Source organism: Streptomyces sp. NBC_00414 (assembly GCF_036038375.1).
Taxonomy (GTDB): domain Bacteria; phylum Actinomycetota; class Actinomycetes; order Streptomycetales; family Streptomycetaceae; genus Streptomyces.
The window spans coordinates 950673-971474 of the sequence record NZ_CP107935.1 but is presented as its reverse complement, the minus strand read 5'-3'; the positions used below and the strand labels follow the sequence as shown (position 1 = coordinate 971474).

The 20802-nt window shown below is 72.6% G+C and carries 16 protein-coding genes and 1 riboswitch; of the genes, 5 read left to right on the top strand and 11 right to left on the bottom strand.

Annotated elements, in window-relative coordinates; genetic code table 11:
• Positions 1 to 144: 144 nt before the first annotated feature.
• The 4 genes from OHS59_RS04270 to OHS59_RS04255 are packed head-to-tail and all read right to left on the bottom strand — an operon-like array spanning position 145 to position 5041.
• Positions 145 to 2106: a glycoside hydrolase family 9 protein gene (locus OHS59_RS04270; RefSeq protein ID WP_328492040.1), complete on the bottom strand. Its 1962-nt coding sequence runs from the start codon at positions 2104 to 2106 to the stop codon at positions 145 to 147.
• A complete protein-coding gene (locus OHS59_RS04265; protein WP_328492039.1) occupies positions 2103 to 3527 on the bottom strand; it encodes a sensor histidine kinase in 1425 nt (474 codons plus the stop codon). The genes OHS59_RS04270 and OHS59_RS04265 overlap by 4 nt, the downstream gene beginning before the upstream one ends.
• Complete coding sequence (locus tag OHS59_RS04260; RefSeq protein WP_328492038.1) at positions 3524 to 4216, bottom strand: response regulator transcription factor; 693 nt, start codon at positions 4214 to 4216, stop codon at positions 3524 to 3526. The genes OHS59_RS04265 and OHS59_RS04260 overlap by 4 nt, the downstream gene beginning before the upstream one ends.
• A gap of 45 nt (positions 4217 to 4261) precedes the next feature.
• Entirely contained in the window at positions 4262 to 5041 is a 780-nt protein-coding gene (locus OHS59_RS04255; protein WP_328492037.1) for an enoyl-CoA hydratase/isomerase family protein, read from the bottom strand.
• A 301-nt stretch (positions 5042 to 5342) separates the two neighbouring features.
• Between OHS59_RS04255 and cbiE the strand changes: the two genes are divergently transcribed.
• Both cbiE and cobM read left to right on the top strand, forming a co-directional pair.
• Positions 5343 to 6602 carry a precorrin-6y C5,15-methyltransferase (decarboxylating) subunit CbiE gene (gene cbiE / locus OHS59_RS04250; RefSeq protein WP_328492036.1) on the top strand — a complete coding sequence of 420 codons (1260 nt, stop codon included), beginning with the start codon at positions 5343 to 5345 and terminating at the stop codon, positions 6600 to 6602.
• The gene (gene cobM, locus OHS59_RS04245) at positions 6599 to 7348 is read left to right on the top strand and encodes a precorrin-4 C(11)-methyltransferase (RefSeq protein WP_328492035.1); all 750 of its coding nucleotides are present in this window, start codon (positions 6599 to 6601) and stop codon (positions 7346 to 7348) included. The genes cbiE and cobM overlap by 4 nt, the downstream gene beginning before the upstream one ends.
• A gap of 112 nt (positions 7349 to 7460) precedes the next feature.
• Here the strand turns inward: cobM and OHS59_RS04240 are convergent, their stop codons facing one another.
• The gene (locus tag OHS59_RS04240) at positions 7461 to 8633 is read right to left on the bottom strand and encodes a cobalt-precorrin-5B (C(1))-methyltransferase (RefSeq protein ID WP_328492034.1); all 1173 of its coding nucleotides are present in this window, start codon (positions 8631 to 8633) and stop codon (positions 7461 to 7463) included.
• Between the two features lie 18 nt (positions 8634 to 8651).
• Here OHS59_RS04240 and OHS59_RS04235 point away from each other — a divergent pair, with 18 nt between their 5' ends.
• The gene (locus tag OHS59_RS04235) at positions 8652 to 9395 is read left to right on the top strand and encodes a cobalt-precorrin-6A reductase (protein ID WP_328492033.1); all 744 of its coding nucleotides are present in this window, start codon (positions 8652 to 8654) and stop codon (positions 9393 to 9395) included.
• Positions 9396 to 9476: 81 nt separating this feature from the next.
• Here the strand turns inward: OHS59_RS04235 and OHS59_RS04230 are convergent, their stop codons facing one another.
• From OHS59_RS04230 to OHS59_RS04220, 3 genes are all read right to left on the bottom strand, one after another.
• A complete protein-coding gene (locus OHS59_RS04230) occupies positions 9477 to 11003 on the bottom strand; it encodes a precorrin-2 C(20)-methyltransferase (protein ID WP_328492032.1) in 1527 nt (508 codons plus the stop codon).
• Positions 11000 to 11632 carry a precorrin-8X methylmutase gene (locus OHS59_RS04225; protein WP_328492031.1) on the bottom strand — a complete coding sequence of 211 codons (633 nt, stop codon included), beginning with the start codon at positions 11630 to 11632 and terminating at the stop codon, positions 11000 to 11002. Before OHS59_RS04225 ends, OHS59_RS04230 begins: the two co-directional genes overlap by 4 nt.
• Positions 11633 to 11738: 106 nt before the next feature.
• Complete coding sequence (locus OHS59_RS04220) at positions 11739 to 13079, bottom strand: cobalamin biosynthesis protein CobG (protein ID WP_328492030.1); 1341 nt, start codon at positions 13077 to 13079, stop codon at positions 11739 to 11741.
• Between the two features lie 64 nt (positions 13080 to 13143).
• Positions 13144 to 13276, top strand: a riboswitch (cobalamin riboswitch).
• 72 nt (positions 13277 to 13348) lie between these two features.
• Here OHS59_RS04220 and cobN point away from each other — a divergent pair.
• Positions 13349 to 16942, top strand: coding sequence for a cobaltochelatase subunit CobN (gene cobN, locus OHS59_RS04215; RefSeq protein WP_328492029.1), 3594 nt, complete (start codon positions 13349 to 13351; stop codon positions 16940 to 16942).
• Between the two features lie 162 nt (positions 16943 to 17104).
• The gene (locus OHS59_RS04210; RefSeq protein ID WP_328492028.1) at positions 17105 to 17746 is read left to right on the top strand and encodes a superoxide dismutase; all 642 of its coding nucleotides are present in this window, start codon (positions 17105 to 17107) and stop codon (positions 17744 to 17746) included.
• A gap of 260 nt (positions 17747 to 18006) precedes the next feature.
• On the opposite strand, the gene OHS59_RS04205 is transcribed toward OHS59_RS04210, so the two are convergent.
• The 3 genes from OHS59_RS04205 to OHS59_RS04195 all read right to left on the bottom strand — a co-directional run bounded on the left by OHS59_RS04205 (position 18007) and on the right by OHS59_RS04195 (position 20632).
• Positions 18007 to 18459 (bottom strand): flavodoxin family protein, encoded by a 453-nt coding sequence (locus OHS59_RS04205; RefSeq protein WP_328492027.1) that lies wholly within the window; start codon positions 18457 to 18459, stop codon positions 18007 to 18009.
• A 76-nt stretch (positions 18460 to 18535) separates the two neighbouring features.
• Positions 18536 to 19717 carry a hypothetical protein gene (locus OHS59_RS04200; protein WP_328492026.1) on the bottom strand — a complete coding sequence of 394 codons (1182 nt, stop codon included), beginning with the start codon at positions 19715 to 19717 and terminating at the stop codon, positions 18536 to 18538.
• A gap of 42 nt (positions 19718 to 19759) precedes the next feature.
• A complete protein-coding gene (locus OHS59_RS04195; RefSeq protein WP_328492025.1) occupies positions 19760 to 20632 on the bottom strand; it encodes a HEAT repeat domain-containing protein in 873 nt (290 codons plus the stop codon).
• Positions 20633 to 20802 lie beyond the last annotated feature (170 nt).

Below are 20802 nucleotides of genomic sequence, written 5' to 3'. Positions count from 1 at the left end.
ACGCGGTGGTCGTCGGTCCGTGTGCGGCGTCGACCGGTCTCCGGACGGGCAGCTGATCTCGGTCACGCGCATGTGGTTCGACGGCGAGACCACGCACGACGACCGGTAAACGCTCGTCGTCCTCGACAACGACCGCGCAGCCGTCTATTGGTCGACGGCCTGTGTGGCCTGCGCGCTCTGTGCGGTGAGCGCGAAGGCCAGCAGTGCCGTCGTGGTGAAGTCCAGCGAGGGCTCCACGGTCTGCCAGGCACCCACGTCGTCCAGGTACCGCGAACCCTTGCCGTCGAAGTCGGTCCAGGCTCCGGAGGGCGGGGCGGCCGCGCATTTCCTCATCGTGGGAAAGCTGTTCAACTCCTCCAGTTTCGCAGCGGCGTTGGGGCCGTTGACCACGGCGCCCCGCAGGATGGCGCCCGTCCCGTCATGGCTGCCCGCGAGGTTGGCCAACTGGTGTTCCGGGCAGTGCGGGTAGACCTCACCCGCGCCGATCACGAAGCTGGTCCCCCAGGGGTTGGCGCCGAGGGCCCACCCCCGCTGCCGGCCGGCGAAAGCCGCGTAGCGGGTGTCCCCGGTGGCCTTGGCGTAGAGGCGGGCGGTGGCCACAAGGCCGAAGGTGTGCGGGACGGCGTCGAAGTCGTCGTAGACGGCGCCTGCGCCGAACGGGTCGTGCCCGGCGCGGGCGACACCGTCCTCCAACTGGCGGCGCAGATCCTCGTACAGGTCCGCGGCCCCGATCCCGTTGATCCGGGAGCCGTCCAGGACGGTGGCCAGGTCCACGTGGGCCAGGGCGCTGACGTCGGCCACGTTGAGGGTGCCCTTGACGTCGGAGTCCAGGTAGTTCCCGGCCCAGCCGGCCGCGGCGTCGGCCCAGTCGTTCTCCCGGTCGTCCCCCAGCTCCCGTGCGGCCAGGGCCAGTTCGGCGCCGCCGAACTCCATGTCGTCCTGCCAGGAGTCCTCGGGATAGAAGGTGCCCGGGATCGCGGTGAGGGGCGGCTCGTCGGGGTCGGGCTCGGTCTCGGCCAGGTCGTAGACGGCGGCGGCCTTGTCCAGCCAGTCCCGGGCCTTCTCCGGATCCGTGTCGGCCGCGCGCTGGGCGGCGAGGGCGAAGGCGGCGGCCACCCGTCCCGCCAGGCTGGGGCTGATCGCCTCGCCCGGCTCGGCCGCGCGGAAGACCGGCCGGTGCTTGATGGTGTAGTCCGGGTCACCGGGTGACACGTCGAGCCGGTCGTCGGCCTCAGGCAGCCGCCACACGTCGTGATCCGTCCGTACGGCCTCGTTGCCCGCACCGATGCCGACCTGTACGTAGAGGGTCTCGCTGTCCCCGTCCCACATCCTGTCCAGCCAGGCCAGTCCGTGCGAGGCCTCGGCGGACAGCTCCGTCATACCGGGCAGGTCGCGCTGCGCGAGCAGGAGTTCGGCGACCGAATAGGAGGTGGTGCCGGTGAACTTGAGGAAATCCCCCGCGTCGAACCAGCCGCCCGAGACGTCGACCTGTTCGCCGGTCGGGGTCAGCTCCTCGTCGAGCAGCTCGGTGCCCTCCTCGTCGTACTCGGGCGGGGCGTAGACGGTCGCTTCCCGGTCGGCCAGATGGGAGGGCCCGTGCCGCAGCATGTGCCGGGGGCCGTCGGCGATCACGTCGGCGCCGTCGCGTTGCGCCTGAAGGAAGCGGACGTTGTCGCGTACGAGCGGGGTCATCAGCGCGCGGGCCCCGGCGATCCGGAAGGCGGGCGAGCGGCCGGCCGCGGTCCCGGCCAGGACGATGCGGTACGTGCCGGGGGTGTCCAGCGCGGAGAGGTCGACGGTACGGACCGAGGGGTACTTGGCGTTCCAGCGGCCGGTGACGGCTCCGAGCCGCCCCGCCGTCACCACCGCGTTCTTGGCGTCGACGACCTTGTAGCGGGCTCCCGCGAGTGCCGCCGTGGGCCCCATGACGTAGGCCCGCTTCGTCTCGCCGCGCACGTAGCCGACCTGGTCGACCCGCACCGCCACCTCGGTCGGAGACCCGGCACCGCCGCCGAAGGGCAGGCCGTGCAGGCCCGCGGCGATGAGCAGGGTGCCGAGTCCCGCGGCTGCGGTGACCAACAGCCTGGGTGTGCGCGGAGGGTTCATGCGCCTACGGTGCCGGAGCTTTCATGAGATGACGATGAGGGCGTCCGGGCTGCGGGGTGCCCCGGCAGCCGCAGCTCGGCGAGCAGGCCCCCGCCGGGAGCGCCCGTGAGGCGGGCGCTGCCGTGGTGCAACTCGGCGACCCAGCGGACGATGGCGAGCCCCGCGCCTGTCCCCGCTTCCGGGGCTGCTGCTGCCCCAGAGACGGCAGAGGGACCCGAGACGGCTGCTGCCCCAGAGACGGCCGTCGCCCCCGAGGCCGCTCCGGATCCCCCCGTGACCCCCCGGGCGAACACCCGCTCCCGGTCCGCGGGCGGTACGCCCGATCCGTGGTCCCGGACCGTGACGAGGCCGGGTGTGACCGTGACCTCCACGGGCGAGCCGGCCGGGCCGCCGTGCCGTTGGGCGTTCTCCACCAGGTTCCGTACGGCCTGGGCCAGCAGGTCGGGATCCCCGAGCACCACCACCGGCTCGGAGCTCACCGTGACGTACTCGTGGTCCGGCAACTCCTCGACCGTGGTCTCCACCAGCTGGTCGAGGCGCAGGGGCACCAGTTCGACCCGCTGGGTGCCGGCCTCCGTGCGGGCCCTGGTCAGCAGCCCGGTGACCAGTCGGCTCAGCCGGTCCACCAGCCGCAGGGTCTCGGCGGATGAACCGTCCCGCTCCACCACGAGCCGGAGTGTCGCCAGCGGTGTACGCAGCTCGTGCGCGGCCTCGGCCAGGAACTGCTCCTGCTGCCCCAGCCCGAGCAGAGCGGGACGCATGGCCCGGCCGGACAACAGGTGCCCGACGGCCGCCGCACAGCAGACCAGGGCCGTGCAGCCGAGTGCCAGCCAGCGGACGAGGAGGTCGTGATCGTGTTCGCTGCGCGCCAGTGCCGTACCGACCAGCACGGCCGCACCGATCCGGTCGCCGTCCCAGACGGGAGCCGCCGCCCACCTCAGCCGCCCGCCCTTCTCGGAGGGGGCGCTGAGGACGACGGTCTCCTGCTCCTCCAGGACGCTCCGCCAGACATGGTCGAGCCAGTCCTCCTCGGGCAGTGCCGAACGGGCGGGAACGACGTTCCACACCGACGGCGACTCTCCCGGAGCCGTCTGCAGGACCGCCAACACCTCGGCGCTCCGGGCGAGTTCGTCCTCACGCAGCGGTTCCAGGTGCAGTGCCCCCTCGTCGAACCAGACCGCCCGGGACAGGCCGACGGCACGGCTGCCGACCTCGTGGTCGAGGCCCGACCGACGGGAATCGGAATCGATGCGGACGGCGACCGTGGCGAGTACGACAAGACAGGCCGCGGTCGTCGAGGCGAACAGGAGCGTCATCGTCCGACGGGTGCGCCGCAGCCGGGCGACGGCCGGCGACATGGCGGGCCCGGCTGCCGCGGGTGACTTGGAGGGCACGACCGCCGGGCGACGGAGGCGGATCATGGCCGCGCCCCGGCGGCCGGGTTCTGGTCGGCGCCGCCCAGCCGGTAGCCGACACCGCGCACCGTCCCGATCGGGTCCGGCGGCCCGAGCCGCCGTCGCAGCTGGCCGATCAGGACGTCCACCACGTTGGACATCGGCTCGCCCGCCTCGTCCCAGCAGCGCTCGATCAGCTCGGTGCGTGTCACCACCTCGCCGGCGCGCAGCATCAGCACCTCCAGCACCGAGAACTCCTTGGCCGACAGGCTCAGCAGTACCCCTGCCCTGGACACGCGGCGCCGCGGCAGGTCGACCTCCAGGTCACCCGCCCGCAGGACCGGCAGCCGCGCGGGCTGCTCCCTGCGGCACAGCGCCCGCACCCGTACGACCAGTTCGGCGAAGGCGAAGGGCTTGACCAGGTAGTCGTCCGCCCCGTGTTCGAAGCCGGCCACGCGGTCGCTCACCGTGTCCAGCGCCGTCAGCAGCAGAAAGGGCAGGGCCGATCCCGTCCGCCGGTGTTCGGCGAGCAGGGTGAGCGAGTCGCCGTCCGGCACCGAGCGGTCGGCCACGACACAGTCGTAGCTGTTGACCGAGAGCTTGAGATCCGCCTCGGCCAGCGTCCGCGCGAGGTCCACCGCGAACCCCGCGCCACGAAGTCGGGCTGCGACGACGGGCCCCAGATCGGGATCGTCCTCCAAGACCAGTACGCGCATGACCTGGAGCTTAGGGCCTGGGCGGAAACCGGGGCCCGACGGCCCTCACCACGGTGCCGGGCGCCCCTTGAGCCGCTGCCAGTACCGGCGGTGGGCGTGCCGGGCGCGCTCGTTCGTGATGAGGCCGGGCAGCTCGGTGTCGAGCGGGGCGGCGAGTTCGGCGATGTCGCGCAGGGTGACGGCCTGGCAGGCCCGCTTCGTGAACGCGTACTGCTCGGCGCAGTCCTCGGGCGTCTCCTCGGCGACGGCGACGGCCCGGTCCAGCAACTCCTCGGCCGGCGCCAACTCGTGCACCATGCCCAGGGCGTGCGCCTGGTCCGGGGTGAAGATCTCCCCGCGCCGGCAGGCGCGGGACGCGACGGGATCGCCCCAGGCGTGGGCGAGGATGCGTACGTACACCGCGGGCATGGGGATGCCGATCGGCACCTCGTTGAGTCCGAAGCGGGCCCCCTCGGCCACCGCCACCCGGTGGTCGCAGGCGGCGGCGGTGATCAGTCCGCCGGCGAAGGCGTGGCCGTTGACCGCGGCGACCGTGGGGCGCGGGTAGGTGAACAGCCGCATGTTCGTGGCCCGGTAGTCCTGGAACCAGGACGCGACGGCTTCCGGAGCGCCGGCGAAGAGCGGGAAGTGCTCGCCCAGATCGAGGCCGGCGGAGAAACGGGCGCCGGTGCCGGTCAGTACGACGGGGGACTCCGCGTGATCACGTTCGAGCCGGTCGAACGCGTCGTGCAGGTCGGCGAAGAAGGCGCGGTTCTGCGCGTTGACCGGGTTGGTCGTCATCGTCACGACGGCAACACGGCCACGCCGCTCGATGGTCCAGCTCATGCTGACTCCCTTCGGCCCGGTGGGGTGGATGGCCTGGGTCCAGCCCTGATGGTGGGGAGGGCCATGGCGCGGGTCGACCGGACGGAGCTGAGATATCGGCAGCCGCACCGCACAAGGTGCGGAAAGCAGCATCCGATACGGAAGCCGGAGATGTGCACCCGAGCGCAGGTCCGCAGGTCGGCGCCCAGTAAAGTGCGTTTCTGCTGCCCTTCCCGAGACTCCTGTCCGCCCTCCCGGACTCCTGTCGCCCCTCCCGAGCCCCGCTCGGGAAACCCCCTCCCGAATCCCGAGGTACCGAGCCGTGACCCCCGCCCGCTCCGGACCGCCGCCCGCCGTCACCGTCGTCGGGATCGGGGCCGACGGCTGGGAAGGCCTGCCAGGACCCTCCCGCGCGGCGCTTCTCGAAGCCGAGGTCCTGATCGGGGGAGCACGCCAGCTGGACCTGCTGCCGCCGGAGTGCGCCGGAGAACGGATCACCTGGCCCTCGCCCCTGCGCCCCGCCGTCCCCGGCCTCCTCGCGGCGCACGCCGGCCGCCGGATCGCCGTACTGGCCAGCGGCGACCCGATGTTCTACGGCATCGGACGCGCCCTCACCGAACACCTCGGCGGCGAACTGCGCGTCCTGCCGCACCCCTCCTCCGTCTCCCACGCCGCCGCGCGCCTCGGCTGGCCCCTGGAGGACGTCGAGGCCGTCACCCTCGTCGGCCGGCCCACCGCCCGCCTCGCCGCCGCCCTGCACGACGGCCGACGGCTCCTCGTGCTCAGCGCGGACGCCACCACCCCCGCCGAGGTCGCCGCCCTCCTGCGCGACCGCGGCTTCGGCCCCAGCCGGATGCGGGTGCTGGAACAACTCGGCGGCGCGAAGGAACGTACGACCGGGGAGGCCACCGCCGACGACTGGGCGCATCCGCCCGGCGACCCCCTCAATATCGTCGCCGTCGAATGCCGCCGCGCCCCGGACGCCCTGCGGCTCGGCGCCGTACCGGGGCTGCCGGACGAGGCGTACGAGCACGACGGACAGCTCACCAAGCGGCACATCCGCGCCGCCACGCTCGGCGCGCTCGCCCCCGCCCCCGGCGAACTGCTGTGGGACATCGGCGGCGGCTCGGGTTCGATCGCCGTCGAGTGGATGCGTACGCACCCCTCGTGCCGGGCGGTCACCGTCGAGCGCGTCCCCGTGCGGGCCGAGCGCATCGTCCGCAACGCCGACCGGCTCGGCGTGCCCGGACTGCGGGTCGTCACCGGCGCCGCGCCCGCCGTCCTGGCCGAACTCCCGCCGCCCGACGCCGTGTTCATCGGCGGCGGGCTCACCGCGCCCGGACTCCTCGACGCGTGCTGGGAGGCACTGCCCGTCGGCGGACGGCTGGTCGCCAACACCGTGACCCTGGAGTCCGAGGCACTGCTCGCCGACGCATACCGGCGCCACGGCGGGGAGTTGGTGCGGCTCGCGGTGGCGCACGCCGTGCCGGTGGGCGGTTTCACCGGGTGGCGGCAGGCGATGCCGGTCACCCAGTGGGCCGTACAGAAGACCGTCAACCCCCTTCCAGGAGCAGACAGATGACCGTGTACTTCATCGGCGCCGGCCCCGGTGCCGCCGATCTGATCACGGTGCGCGGCGCCCGCACACTCGCCGCCTGCCACGTCTGCCTGTACGCGGGCAGCCTGGTCCCGCGCGAACTGCTGGCCGAATGCCCGCCTGACGCGCGCCTGATCGACACCGCGCAGCTCAACCTGGACGAGATCACCGCCGAGACGCTCCGCGCGCACGAGGAGGGCCACGACGTGGCCCGGCTGCACTCCGGGGACCCGTCGGTGTTCAGCGCGATGGCCGAGCAGATGCGGCGGCTGGACGCGGCCGGGGTGCCCTACGAGGTCGTCCCCGGTGTCCCCGCCTTCGCCGCCGCGGCCGCCGCCCTGAAGCGGGAGCTGACCGTGCCGACCGTCGGCCAGACGGTCGTCCTCACCCGCGTCGCCCACAGCGCCACCGCCATGCCGGAGGGGGAGGACCTGGCCACCCTCGGCCGCAGCGGCGCGCTCATCGTGCTGCACCTCGCCGTCAGGTACGTGGACCGCGTGGTCGACGAGCTGCTTCCGCACTACGGCGCCGACTGCCCCGTGGCGGTCGTCGCCTACGCCTCCCGGCCCGACGAGCTGATCATCCGCGGCACCCTCGACGAGATCGCCGGGAAGGTGAAGGAGTCCGGAGTGCTGCGAACCGCCGTGATCATGGTCGGGCGGACCCTGGGCGCGGAGCAGTTCCGCGACAGCCACCTGTACTCGACCGAGCGGGACCGCCATGTCTGCTGACGCCTGCTGATGTCTGCTGATGTCTGCTGAGAGGGCGTCGGCGGCCGGGCTCACCAGCGGCTGTTGTGCGTGCTCACGCCACCGTGCTGTGCGCCAGCACGGTGTGCGGAGGTCAGGCCACCGTGCTGCGCCCCACCACGTTGCCCGCCCGGTCGATGCAGATCACGTCGACCGCGACCGGCGCCCCGCGCAGCACGGCCAGTGCCTCGTCGCGGGCCGTCGTCGCGACCAGTTCGCCCAGCGGCACCCCGGCCGCCATGCACAACTGGAGCGCGGCCAGGCCGGTGTTGGCCCCGGCCACCTCGGCGGCCAGCTCCTCGCCCGCTCCGCCGCGCCGCGCGAGTTCGGCGAGGAACACCTTGTCGACCTGGGAGCGGCCCGAGTGCAGGTCCAGGTGTCCCGCGGCCAGCTTGGACAGTTTGGCGAAGCCGCCGCAGATGGTCAGCCGGTCGACGGGATGCCGGCGTACGTACTTCAGCACCGCGCCCGCGAAGTCACCCATGTCGAGCAGCGCGTCCTCGGGGAGCCGGTACTCGGCGACGACCGTCTTCTCCGACGTCGACCCGGTGCACCCGGCGACATGCGTACGCCCCGCCGCCCGGGCCACGTCCACGCCCCGCCGGATCGAGTCGATCCACGCCGAGCACGAGTACGGCACCACGATGCCGGTGGTGCCGAGGATGGACAGACCGCCGAGGATGCCGAGCCGCGGGTTCCAGGTGGAGCGGGCGATCTCCTCGCCGTGGTCGACGGAGACGGTGATCTCGACATCGCCTGTACCGCCGTGCCGGTCCGCCACCTCGGCCACGTGTTCGCTCATCATCCGCCGGGGGACCGGGTTGACGGCGGGTTCGCCGACGGCCAGCGGCAGACCGGGGCGGGTGACCGTGCCCACACCCGAACCCGCCTTGAAGACGACTCCCGCGCCCGCCGGCAGCCGCCGGACCGTGGCCCGGATCAGCGCGCCGTGCGTGACATCGGGGTCGTCGCCCGCGTCCTTCACGATCCCCACCATCGCGTACGCGTCCGTCAGCTCCTCGGCCGCGAGCGCGAACGACGGTGTCTGCCCCCTGGGCAGCGTGATGGTCACCGGGTCGGGAAACTCCCCGGTCAGCAGCGCGGTGTACGCGGCCGTGGTGGCCGCGGTCGCACAGGCACCGGTGGTCCAGCCGGGCCGCAGCCCGGTGTGCTTGAGTTGGGCGCCGCGGCCACCCTTCGCCTCGCCGTCGCCCGGCGACACGGCCTCGCGTCCAGCCTCGCCGGCACCCTGCACTTCGCTGTTCATGAACGGACCCGGATCTCCATGCACGTACTGATTCTCGGCGGAACGACCGAAGCCCGGCAGCTCGCCGGGCTACTGCACGGTACCCCCGGCCTGACACTGACGAGTTCCCTGGCCGGGCGGGTCGCCAGCCCCCGGCTGCCTCCGGGTGAGGTCCGCGTCGGCGGATTCGGCGGGGTGGACGGGATGACCGCGTGGCTGCGCGAGCACGCGGTGGACGTGCTCATCGACGCCACCCACCCCTTCGCCGGAACGATCAGCTTCAACGCGGCGGACGCGGCCACCACCGCCCATGTTCCCCTGCTCGCGCTGCGCCGCCCCGGCTGGGTCCCGGTCGAGGGCGACGTCTGGCACGGGACCGGCTCCCTGGCGGAGGCCGCGGAGCTGCTGCCCGCTCTCGGGCAACGGGTGTTCCTCACCACCGGCCGCATGGGCCTGTCCGCGTTCGCGCACCTGGACGCCCTGTGGTTCCTCGTACGGTCGGTCGACGTGCCCGAGCCCCCGTGCCCGGCCCGCATGGAGGTGCTGCTCGACCGGGGCCCCTTCACCCTCGACGGCGAACGCGAACTACTGCGCCGCCACCACATCGACGTCGTCGTGACCAAGGACAGCGGAGGCGTCGCCACGGCACCGAAACTGACGGCCGCCCGGGAGGCGGGCATTCCGGTGCTCGTGATCCGCAGACCACCAACCCCGCAGGGCATCCCCGTGGCCGCCGACCCGGAGTCGGCGGCCCACTGGATCACGAGGAGGCACGCCTCGTAAGGGGCGCGGGGAACTGCGCACCCAGCCACGACGCACCCGCGGCCAACACACCGCACTCAGCCGGTGGCGCCGCCGCACGGCTCACTCCTCCGGATACCGCCGAGGCGTCCAGACGATCTCCTCGTCACCACCCCGCCGCACGGCGACCCGCGTCTGCGAGGACCCGACCAGCAGAACCGTACGCATGTCGACCTCGGCCGGATCGAGATCGCCGAGCCGCACGACCCGTACACGCTCACCCGCACCGCCCACGTCCCGTGCGACCACGACCGGCGTGTCCGGGGCCCGGTGCTCAAGCAGCAGCTCGCGCGCCTTGCCCACCTGCCAGGTGCGGCTCTGTGAACCGGGGTTGTAGAGGGCCAGCACCAGATCCGCCGAGGCCGCCGCGCGCAGCCGTTCGGCGATGACCTCCCACGGCTTGAGCCGGTCGGACAGGGAGATGGTCGCGTAGTCGTGGCCGAGCGGAGCACCCGCGCGGGCGGCGGCGGCGTTGGCCGCGGTCACCCCCGGCAGCACCCGCACCGGCACGTCCGCGTACTCCTTCTGCGAGGCGGCCTCCAGCACGGCCGTCGCCATCGCGAAGACGCCGGGGTCGCCACCGGAGACGACGGCCACCCGCCGTCCCCGCTGCGCCAGTTGGAGCGCGAACTCGGCGCGCTCGGCCTCCACCCGGTTGTCCGAGCCGTGCCGGAGCTGCCCGGCCCGCCGCGGCACCCGGTCGAGGTACGTGGTGTAGCCGACCAGGTCGTCCGCGGCGGCGAGGGCGCCCCGCGTCTCCGGGGTCAGCCACAGCGGTCCGGCGGGCCCGGTGCCGACCACGACCACCTCGCCCTGCTCCCGCGCCGGCCGCTCGGCGTCGACCCGGCTGGGCAGTACGGCCACCGAGAAGTACGGCACCGACTCCGGGTCCACGTCGGCAAGTTCGGCGACGCGCTCCCCGTTCATGGTGGCCCGCTCGACGTACCGGGCCTCGCCCAGCCGTCCCGAACTCTCCAGCGCGCGCCGCACCTTGGGGAACGTGCGGCCCAGCTTCATCACCACGGCCACGTCCGTCGCGGCGAGCCGCGCGGTCAGCTCCTCCTCGGGCAGTGTGCCCGGCAGGATGGTCAGCACCTCCTCGCCCTCGGCGAGCGGGGTACCGAGCCGGGCCGCGGCGGCGGACACGGACGTGACACCGGGGACGACCTCGGTGTCGTAACGGTCGACGAGCCGCTTGTGCATGTGCATGTACGAGCCGTAGAACATCGGGTCGCCCTCGGCGAGGACCGCGACCGTGCGCCCCGCGTCCAGATGCGCGGCGAGCCTGGCCGACGCCTCGGCGTAGAACTCGTCCATGGCGCCCTGGTAGCCGCCCGGGTGATCGGTGGTCTCCACCGTCAGCGGGTAGACCAGCGGCTCCTCGATGTGGTCGGCACGTATGTGCTCGGCCGCGATCGAGCGGGCGATGGACCGCCCGTGCCGGGCACTGTGGAAGGCGATCACGTCCGACTCGCCGATGACCTGTACGGCCCGCACGGTCATCAGGGACGGGTCACCGGGGCCGAGACCGACCCCGTACAGCTTGCCGCTCCTGGCGCTCTTGCCGTTTTCGCCGTTCTCGCCGTTCACTCTTCCTCGCTCGCGATCGCGTTGAGAGCGGAGGCGGCCAGGGCGCTGCCCCCGCGACGGCCGCGTACGACCAGGTGTTCCAGACCGGACGGGTGCTCGGCCAGTGCGTCCTTGGACTCGGCCGCGCCGATGAAGCCGACCGGGACGCCGATGATCGCGGCGGGACGGGGCGCACCCTCCTCGATCATCTCCAGGAGGCGGAAGAGCGCGGTCGGGGCGTTGCCGATGGCGACCACGGAACCCTCAAGACGGTCGCGCCACAGTTCCAGCGCGGCGGCGCTGCGCGTGGTGCCCAGCTTCGCCGCCAGCTCGGGAACGGCCGGGTCGGACAGCGTGCAGAGCACGTCGTTGTCGGCGGGCAGCCGCTTGCGGGTCACACCGGACGCCACCATCTGGACGTCGCAGAAGATCGGCGCACCGGCGCGCAGGGCCTCGCGGGCCCGCGCCACCACGTCCGGCGTGAAGGCGAGGTCGCGTACGAGGTCGACCATTCCGCAGGCGTGGATCATCCGGACGGCGACCTGGCTGACGTCGGCGGGCAGCGCCGCGAGGTCCGCCTCCGCGCGGATCGTTGCGAAGGACCGGCGGTAGATCGCCGCGCCGTCCTTCTCGTAGTCGTACGTGGTCACGGTGTTCTCTCACTGCTCTCGGTCGTCATACGGCTCAGGCTCAGGCTCATACGCAGGTTCGTGCTCGTGCTCGTATTCGTGCTTGTGCTCGTATTCGTGCTCAGGCTCATGGAGTGATCGCCGTCAGGGCGGCGGCGAGCTGGGAAGGGTCGTCCAGGGGGACCGTGCGCGGTTCGCCGCCGGGTACCTCGACGGACAGCCGGTAGCCGCCCTCCGGGGCGGCGACGACATCGATCCGCTCGCCTCGGGGGTGCCCGCAACGGCGCTCGCATCCGGACCAGTACAGAGGGAGGCCGCGGGGGCCGACCGCACCGAGCGTGCCGGTCGCGTCCGCCCGTACGTCGGCCCGGGACTTGGCGCAGCCCGGCCGGCCGATGCAGGCGCCGACACGCAGCCAGGGCGAGTCGGGGTCGGTGACGAGGCCGACGGCGGCGAGGCGGGCCAGCGACTCGGCCCCCTGCGCGGCGCTCGCTCCCGGAGTGGGAAGAACCACACCGCGCCACGGGGTCAGCCGCAGCTCACAGGTGGTGGTCCGCGTCAACTCCCGCCACTGGGGAGCCGAGAGGCGGCCCAGCGGAATGTGCACGGACAGCGCGTCGCCGACCGCTCCCGGCAGCGGGCCCTCGGTGCGGGCTGTTTCCCGCACCTGCCTCTCGTGGCTGATGTTCTCCGCTGTGAGACGACGACCGACCGCCGCGGTCAACTCGTCGTCGGCGAGCGCCAGCTCGGCCACCCGCCAGGCGCGTGCCCCACTCGCCCGCTCAGCCTCCAGAAACGCTTCCGCAGCCGCCATGGCGGCCCGCGGCGCGTCCTCGGCGGACACGTGAAGGGCCAGGTCGGACGCCCCGAGACCGAGCTGCGCACCGCCGTCCGCCACCGCCCGGAGCGTCACGTCGGCGTCGAGTCCGGCGAGGTCCCCGCGCCCGTCGTCGAGCGCGAACAGGAACCGTCCCGACAGTGCCTGCGCCGCCTCGCTCGCACACAACACGGCGTCGAGGGCCGACAGCCACGGCCGTATGTCCCGCAGCCCCCGTCCGTCCGGCCCTTGTCCGTCCAGACCCCGTCCGTCCATGCCTCCTCCGTCGAGACCTGACAGCGGGGAGGCGACGATGTTGCGCACCCGCTCGTGTCCCCGTGAGGGCAGCAGCCCGGCGGAGGTCAGCAACTCGGCCAGTTCGGCTCCGCATCCGTCAGCCAGCCCGCGCACCTGTACGTTGCCGCGCGAGGTGAGATGCAAGTCACCGTCGCCCAGCCGCTGAGTGGCGTCGGCGAGCGCCTCGGCCTGGCTGAGAGTCAGCACACCGCCCGGAATCCGGACCCGGGCCAGCGCCCCGTCGTCCGCCGCGTGCAGCCGCAGGGTCCCCGGGCAGGCGTCACCGCGGTCCCGTGAGACCGCTGTGGCCTGGGACGATGGACGGAGGGCAGCCGAGGACATGGCGGCGAGCATACCTACGTTCCCGCAGGCTGTATGCCCCGCCCTTTTCCCCCGGCCCTTACTATCTCTATCGGTGGATCATCCGATCCGCCACCGCCACAACGGCGGCAGGGGAGGAAGCCGGTGCGAAGCCGGCGCGGTCCCGCCACTGTGAGCCCGGCCAGAGAATCCGGGTGAGCCAGGAACTCCCTTTCCCCAGCTCACGAGTTCGCGCGTGAGCACGGGGAGACCCATGTCCACCACCGCCCGGGGCGCGGACCCCGAGGAAGGCCCGACGCCACATGATCCTTCTGCTGTCGACGTCCGACACCGACCTGCTCAGCGCTCGCGCGGCCGATGGTCCGGTGTCCTACCGGTTCGCCAACCCGTCCCGCCTCGACATCGACGGCCTCCCCGCCCTCCTGGACGGCGTCGACCTGGTCGTCGTACGTCTCCTCGGCGGTCTGCGCGCCTGGGAGGACGGCCTCGACCTGCTGCTCGCCGACGGCCGCCCGGTCGTCGTCCTCACCGGCGAACAGGCCCCCGACGCCCAGCTGATGGCCGCCTCCACCGTGCCCATCGGTATCGCCGCCGAGGCCCACGCCTACCTCGCCCACGGCGGCCCGGCCAACCTCGACCAGCTTGCCCGCTTCCTCTCCGACACGGTCCTGCTGACCGGCCACGGCTTCGATCCGCCCGCGCCCGCACCGACCTGGGGCCCGCTGGAGCGCGCGGGCCGTGCGGCCGACGGCGCCCCGACGATTGCCGTGCTCTACTACCGGGCCCACCACATGAGCGGCAACACGGCGTTCATCGGAGCCCTGTGCGACGCCGTCGAGGACGCGGGCGGCCGTCCCCTCCCTCTGTACGTCGCCTCGCTGCGCGCTCCCGAGCCGGAGCTGATCGAGGAGCTGCGGGCGGCCGACGCGATCGTCACCACCGTTCTCGCGGCCGGCGGCACCAAGCCCGCCGAGGCCTCCGCGGGCGGCGACGACGAGTCCTGGGACGCGGGCGCCCTCACCGGCCTGGACATCCCGATCCTCCAGGCCCTGTGCCTGACCGGCTCACGGACCGCCTGGGAGGAGAGCGACGAGGGCGTCTCACCGCTGGACGCGGCGAGCCAGATCGCGGTGCCGGAGTTCGACGGCCGCCTGATCACCGTGCCGTTCTCCTTCAAGGAGATCGACGAGGACGGCCTCCCGGCGTACGTCGCCGACCCCGAGCGCGCGGCCCGGGTGGCCGGGATCGCCGTACGCCACGCCCGCCTCAGGCACATCCCGGCCGCCGAGAAGCGCCTGGCCCTGGTCCTGTCCGCGTACCCGACCAAGCACTCCCGGATCGGGAACGCCGTCGGCCTCGACACCCCCGCCAGCGCCGTCGCGATCCTGCGCCGACTCCTCGACGAGGGCTACGACTTCGGGCCCGCGCAGGACATCCCCGGACTGGTCTCCGGGGACGGCGACGAGCTGATCCGCGCGCTCATCGAGGCGGGCGGCCACGACCAGGACTGGCTCACCGAGGAGCAACTGGCGCGCAACCCGGTCCGTATCCCGGCCGCCGACTACAAGCGCTGGTACGCGACCCTGCCCGCCTCCCTGCGCACCGCCGTCGAGCAGCACTGGGGACCGGCGCCCGGCGAGATGTTCGTCGACCGCAGCGGCAACCCGGAGGGCGACATCGTGCTCGCGGCCCTGCGCCGCGGGAACCTGCTGATCCTCATCCAGCCGCCGCGCGGCTTCGGCGAGAACCCGATCGCGATCTACCACGACCCCGATCTGCCGCCCTCGCACCACTACCTCGCCGCGTACCGCTGGATCGCCGCCGCACACGCGGACGGCGGCTTCGGCGCGGACGCGATGATCCACCTCGGCAAGCACGGCAACCTGGAATGGCTGCCCGGCAAGAACGCGGGCCTGTCCGCCGCCTGCGGTCCCGACGCCGCGCTGGGGGACATCCCCCTCGTGTACCCGTTCCTCGTGAACGACCCGGGTGAGGGCACGCAGGCCAAGCGCCGCGTGCACGCCACGCTCGTCGACCACCTGGTCCCGCCGATGGCCCGCGCCGAGTCCTACGGGGACATCGCGCGCCTGGAGCAACTGCTCGACGAGCACGCCCAGATCGCCGCCATGGACCCGGCGAAGCTGCCCGCGATCCGCGCCCAGATCTGGACCCTCATCCAGGCCGCCAAGCTCGACCACGACCTCGGCCTGGAGGACCGCCCCGAGGACGACGGCTTCGACGACTTCCTGCTCCATGTCGACGGCTGGCTGTGCGAGATCAAGGACGCCCAGATCCGCGACGGCCTGCACGTCCTCGGCAACCCGCCGAAGGGCGCGGACCGCGTCAACCTCGTCCTCGCCATCCTCCGCGCCCGCCAGATCTGGGGCGGCTCCTCCGCCCTGCCCGGCCTGCGTGAGGCCCTCGGCCTGGACGAGTCGGCCGCGACCCGCACCACCGCCGACGAGGCCGAGGCCAAGGCCCGCGCCCTGGTCCAGGCGATGGACGACGCCGACTGGGACCCGGCCGCCGTCCCCACAGACCAGGGCGAACAGGTCGCCGCCATCCTGGAGTTCGCCGCCCGAGAGGTCGTCCCGCGCCTCGCCGGGACCACCGCCGAACTCGACCACACCGTGCACGCCCTGAACGGCGGCTTCGTCCCCGCGGGCCCCTCCGGATCGCCCCTGCGCGGCCTGGTCAACGTCCTGCCGACCGGCCGGAACTTCTACTCGGTCGACCCCAAGGCCGTCCCGTCCCGGCTCGCCTGGGAGACCGGCCAGGCCCTCGCCGACTCCCTCCTGGAGCGCTACCGCACCGACAACGGCGACTGGCCCACCTCCGTCGGCCTCTCCCTGTGGGGCACGAGCGCGATGCGCACGGCGGGCGACGACGTGGCCGAGGCGCTCGCCCTGCTCGGTATCCGCCCCGTCTGGGACGACGCCTCACGCCGGGTCACCGGCCTGGAGGCCATCCCGTACGAGGAGTTGGGCCGCCCCCGCGTCGACGTGACGCTGCGCATCTCGGGCTTCTTCCGCGACGCCTTCCCGCACACGATCGGCCTGCTCGACGACGCCGTACGCCTGGCCGCCTCCCTCGACGAACCGGCCGAGGCCAACTTCGTACGCGCCCACACCCAGGCCGACCTGGCCGAACACGGCGACGAACGCCGCGCCACCACCCGTATCTTCGGCTCCCGCCCGGGGACGTACGGGGCCGGGATCCTCCAGCTCATCGACTCCCGCGACTGGCGCACCGACGCCGACCTCGCCGAGGTCTACACGGTGTGGGGCGGCTACGCCTACGGCCGTGAACTCGACGGCCGCCCGGCCCGGGACGAGATGGAGACCGCGTACAAGCGCATCGCGGTCGCCGCCAAGAACACGGACACCCGCGAGCACGACATCGCGGACTCGGACGACTACTTCCAGTACCACGGCGGCATGGTCGCCACCGTCCGTGCCCTGCGCGGCACCGCCCCCGAGGCGTACATCGGCGACTCCACCCGCCCCGAGACCGTCCGCACCCGCACGCTCGTCGAGGAGACCTCCCGGGTCTTCCGTGCCCGGGTCGTCAACCCCAAGTGGATCGAGGCGATGCGCCGCCACGGTTACAAGGGCGCCTTCGAACTCGCCGCCACCGTCGACTACCTCTTCGGTTACGACGCCACCACGGGTGTGATCGCCGACTGGATGTACGACAAGCTCACCGAGACGTACGTCCTGGACCCGACCAACCGTGAGTTCCTCCAGCAGGCCAATCCCTGGGCCCTGCACGGCATCGCCGAGCGGCTGCTCGAAGCGGAGTCGCGCGGGATGTGGGAGAAGCCGGACCCGGCGGTGCTGGAAGCGCTGCGCCAGGTGTACCTGGAGACGGAAGGGGACCTGGAGGGCGAGGAGTGACGCCCACGTACTGAGTCGACAGCAGTCGGCAGCGGGCGACAGCAAGGGCCGGAGGGGAAACCCCTCCGGCCCTTGCTGTGTTGATGACGGGCGTCCCGCTTCTTCTGCTGCTAGCGTGCAACTGCACATTAGTTGCAATAACAAGTTCGAAGGATGTTGGACATGGCGGTTTACACACTCCCGGAGCTTCCGTACGACTACGCGGCGCTCGAACCGGTCATCAACCCCCAGATCGTCGAGCTGCATCACGACAAGCACCACGCGGCGTACGTGAAGGGCGCGAACGACACCCTGGAGCAGCTCGCGGAGGCCCGTGACAAGGAGGCGTGGGGCTCGATCAACGGCCTGGAGAAGAACCTCGCCTTCCACCTCTCCGGCCACATCCTGCACTCCATCTACTGGCACAACATGACCGGCGACGGCGGCGGCGAGCCCCTCGACAAGGACGGCGTGGGCGACCTTGCGGACGCGATCGCCGAGTCCTTCGGCTCCTTCGCCAAGTTCAAGGCGCAGCTCACCAAGGCGTCCGCGACCACGCAGGGTTCGGGCTGGGGCGTCCTCGCCTACGAGCCGCTCAGCGGCCGTCTGATCGTCGAGCAGGTCTACGACCACCAGGGCAACGTCGGCCAGGGCTCGACCCCGATCCTGGTCTTCGACGCCTGGGAGCACGCCTTCTACCTCCAGTACAGGAACCAGAAGGTCGACTTCATCGACGCCATGTGGGCCGTCGTCAACTGGCAGGACGTGGCGAGGCGTTACGCCGCCGCCAAGGAGCGCGGCGACAGCCTGCTGCTCGCGCCGTGAGCGACGTGAGCGGGACGCGAGAGCCGTCGGCGCGGTGAGAATGCTGTGACGCCGTAGCCGCGTCCGCTCGGAGCCCTGCCCGCTCAGCCGACCGCGGTGGTTGCCGTGACCGCGTGTGCCTCAAGGCCCGGGGTCGCGAGCAACTCCGCGACGCAGGCCGCCGTACCGCTCACCGCGGAGACGGCCCCAGCGGGGAGGGGGCCGAAAGCGGTGTACGCGCACGCTGCCAGTGTGCCGCCCGGCCGCCCGACCGGGCGCGGTCAGCTCATCAGCCCCGCGGCGACGGTGGCACCCAGCTCCCAACACGCCTGGATGTCGGCCTTGTCGGGCTCGCCCGTCACGGTCACGGCCTCCGCCGAGCGTCGCCAGCCCAGGCCCTTGGTGATCGACTCGATGCCTCGCACCGCTCCGGTGACGTCGTTGCCGCCGTGCACGTAGTAGCCGAAGGGCCTGCCCTGGGTCTCGTCGAGGCAGGGGTAGTAGATCTGGTCGAAGAAGTGCTTCAGGGCACCGGACATGTAGCCCAGGTTCGCCGGAGTACCGAGCAGGTATCCGTCGGCGGCCAGCACGTCGGCGGCCGTGGCGGACAGGGCCGCCCGCCGGACGACGCGTACGCCTTCGATCTCCGGGTCGTTCGCGCCGGAGACGACGGCCTCGAACATCGCCTGGCAGTTGGGTGAGGGGGTGTGGTGCACGATCAGCAAGGTAGCCACCCCCGAACCCTGCCGTGCGGACGCGCCGGGCCGCAAACGGAACGGCCGCCGTGCGGAGGCGGAGCGCCTCGTCGGGTCAGCCGTTCCGGGTGATTCCGGCGGTCGCGACGAGCAGCTCGTCGATGGCGGTACGGATGCTCTCGTCCTGGGTGAAGCCCCGCCGGCCTCCGCTGTTACGGAGACGTTGATCGAGGCCGTCGACGTCCGCCAGCAGGGAGGCGGCCGGGCGGGCCGCGACGCCGATGCGCGTCAGGTGGCGTACCGCCGGGAGCATGACCGGCAGGTAGGTGCCGCCGGGCAGGGCCTGGACGGCCTTCGTCAGCACGGGGACGGCGGTCCCGGTGTCACCGGTCGTGGCCCAGAGCGCGTGCGCCGCCTCGACGCCGGTCCAGGAATCGGTGCTCGCCGCCAGAACCCTGAGGCGATCGGTGAGGCACGCGGCACGCGGACCGAGGTCGGCGAGCCTGCGCAAGGCGGTGTGTACGAAACGGTCCGCGGTGATCGCGGCTCCGAGCAGGTCCAGAGCGGGTTCGGGATCGCCGCCGACCCGCCAGTACGTCCAGGCCGCGAGCTCCGCCTCGTTGCCGCCGGAACCGAATCGGCCGGCCAGCGTGTCGAGGACCCTGGTGCCTGCCGCACCGCCGCCTCCCGTACCGATCCCTGGCGTACCGACTCCCGCAGTACTGCCTCCTGCAGTACTGCCTCCTGCAGTACTGACTCCTGTCGTACCGAATCCAGCCGTACCGATTCCTGACAGGGCCGTTGCCGCCGGAACCCAGGTCGCGTCGTCGTCCAGCAGGTTCACCAGGTGCGGGACAGCCGGCTCGGCGGCGGCGCCCCAGTGCGCGAGCACCTCGCAGAGGCTCCTGAGGAGGTCCTGTCGCGTGGCGGGGTGGAGCCGGTCGCGGATCGCCGGCATGAGGACGTCGGCGTGCTCCGGCAGGCACAGCAGTGCCTCGTACGGTGCGGGGAGGACCGGACGATGCCAGTCGGACGCGGGGCGATGGGCGGAGTTCGACGCGAAGCCGGACGGCCCTCCGGCGATCAGCTCTACCAGGCCGGGCAGACAGCGGGGATCGTTCATCCGGGCCAGCGCCCACAGGGCCGCTTCGCCGACCGTCTCCCGCTGACGCGTCGTACGGGCTCCGGTGTCGCCGAGTAGCGCGGCCACGCCGTCGGCGTGCACCGCGGCAGCCGGTCCGAGGCAGGCCATCAGCTCCGCCGCACGGAAGCGGACCTCGACGACAGGATCGGCCAACCGGTCGGCGACGGCAGGCAGGAGCGCGGTCGTGGGGGAGCGTCACCGGCACAGCGACCTGCCCGCCTGGCCCAGCGCGCCGATCCGCTGCTCTTCGTCGGGATGCCAGGCCAGCAGGCCGAGTGCGAAGGACGGATCGGGGCCGGGGAGCAGCCCGGCCGTCCACTGCTGGACGCCCTCCGGCCGGGCCTCGAGCGAACTTGTCCGGCGCCACACACCGACACTCGGGTCCCGGACCGCTTCGAGCAGCAGATCCAGGCGTTCTGCCGGGAGGTCCGGCGCACCGGGAGTCAGCGCGTGCACCGCTGCCAGACGCACCTGTGCCTCGGGCGCTTCGACCAGCTCTCCCAGCAGGAACACGACCTCAGAGGCACGGTCACCGGCCGGCTCTCGGCGCACCGCCTGGCCGAGCGCGAGGACCAGTTCCAGACGGGCTGCCGGATCGTCCTCCGCGCGCAGGCGTCGCAACAGCGCGGGCAGCGTCAGTTCACCGGAGCTCTCGCAGACGCCGACGATCTCGGCCGCCGAGCGCCGGATCCGTGGTTCGGGATCGTCCAGCAGCGCCAGCACATCGGGCAGGGCCCGTGCCCACGCCGGCTGCCAGGCCGGATCGAGGAACCGCTCGCGGACCTCGGTCGCTTCCGAGGCGAGCATGGCCAGGAGGTCCAGTACCGCTCTGCGGCTCGGCACAGCGGGCATGGTGGCCAGCCGGATCAGGAACGGCAGCGCCGCGGGGACCGCGGAACAGATCCAGCCGCCCTGATGGAACAGCAGGTTGAGCAGTTCGTCCGCCGCGGCGTCCGCGTCGTCGGCCCGGGGCCCCGCGCACCGTTCCAACAGGCCGGGCACGTCCTCGGCCGACCCGTAGTTGTGCTTGAGTGCCGCCCAGTCGACCCCGCCCACGTCCGCCCACATGCGCGTGACCATAACGTTCACGGAGCGCCCGGTCGAAGCGATTGACGCGCACCCGCTGAGGGCCGCCGCCATCGCCGACCATGGCGGCGGCCGCGCGTTCACCCTCCCAGGACGGTCCGGACTTCGTCTCTCCACAACGGCCGGGCATTTCGTGGCAGTTCGCGGACCGG

Excerpts from the sequence above, each read along its gene's own strand:
- OHS59_RS04270 (WP_328492040.1), bottom strand. The coding sequence starts at position 2,106 with ATGAACCCTCCGCGCACACCCAGGCTGTTGGTCACCGCAGCCGCGGGA.
- OHS59_RS04265 (WP_328492039.1), bottom strand. The coding sequence starts at position 3,527 with ATGATCCGCCTCCGTCGCCCGGCGGTCGTGCCCTCCAAGTCACCCGCG.
- OHS59_RS04260 (WP_328492038.1), bottom strand. The coding sequence starts at position 4,216 with ATGCGCGTACTGGTCTTGGAGGACGATCCCGATCTGGGGCCCGTCGTC.
- OHS59_RS04255 (WP_328492037.1), bottom strand. The coding sequence starts at position 5,041 with ATGAGCTGGACCATCGAGCGGCGTGGCCGTGTTGCCGTCGTGACGATG.
- cobM (WP_328492035.1), top strand. The coding sequence starts at position 6,599 with ATGACCGTGTACTTCATCGGCGCCGGCCCCGGTGCCGCCGATCTGATC.
- OHS59_RS04240 (WP_328492034.1), bottom strand. The coding sequence starts at position 8,633 with ATGAACAGCGAAGTGCAGGGTGCCGGCGAGGCTGGACGCGAGGCCGTG.
- OHS59_RS04235 (WP_328492033.1), top strand. The coding sequence starts at position 8,652 with ATGCACGTACTGATTCTCGGCGGAACGACCGAAGCCCGGCAGCTCGCC.
- OHS59_RS04220 (WP_328492030.1), bottom strand. The coding sequence starts at position 13,079 with ATGCTCGCCGCCATGTCCTCGGCTGCCCTCCGTCCATCGTCCCAGGCC.
- cobN (WP_328492029.1), top strand. The coding sequence starts at position 13,349 with ATGATCCTTCTGCTGTCGACGTCCGACACCGACCTGCTCAGCGCTCGC.
- OHS59_RS04210 (WP_328492028.1), top strand. The coding sequence starts at position 17,105 with ATGGCGGTTTACACACTCCCGGAGCTTCCGTACGACTACGCGGCGCTC.
- OHS59_RS04195 (WP_328492025.1), bottom strand. The coding sequence starts at position 20,632 with ATGTGGGCGGACGTGGGCGGGGTCGACTGGGCGGCACTCAAGCACAAC.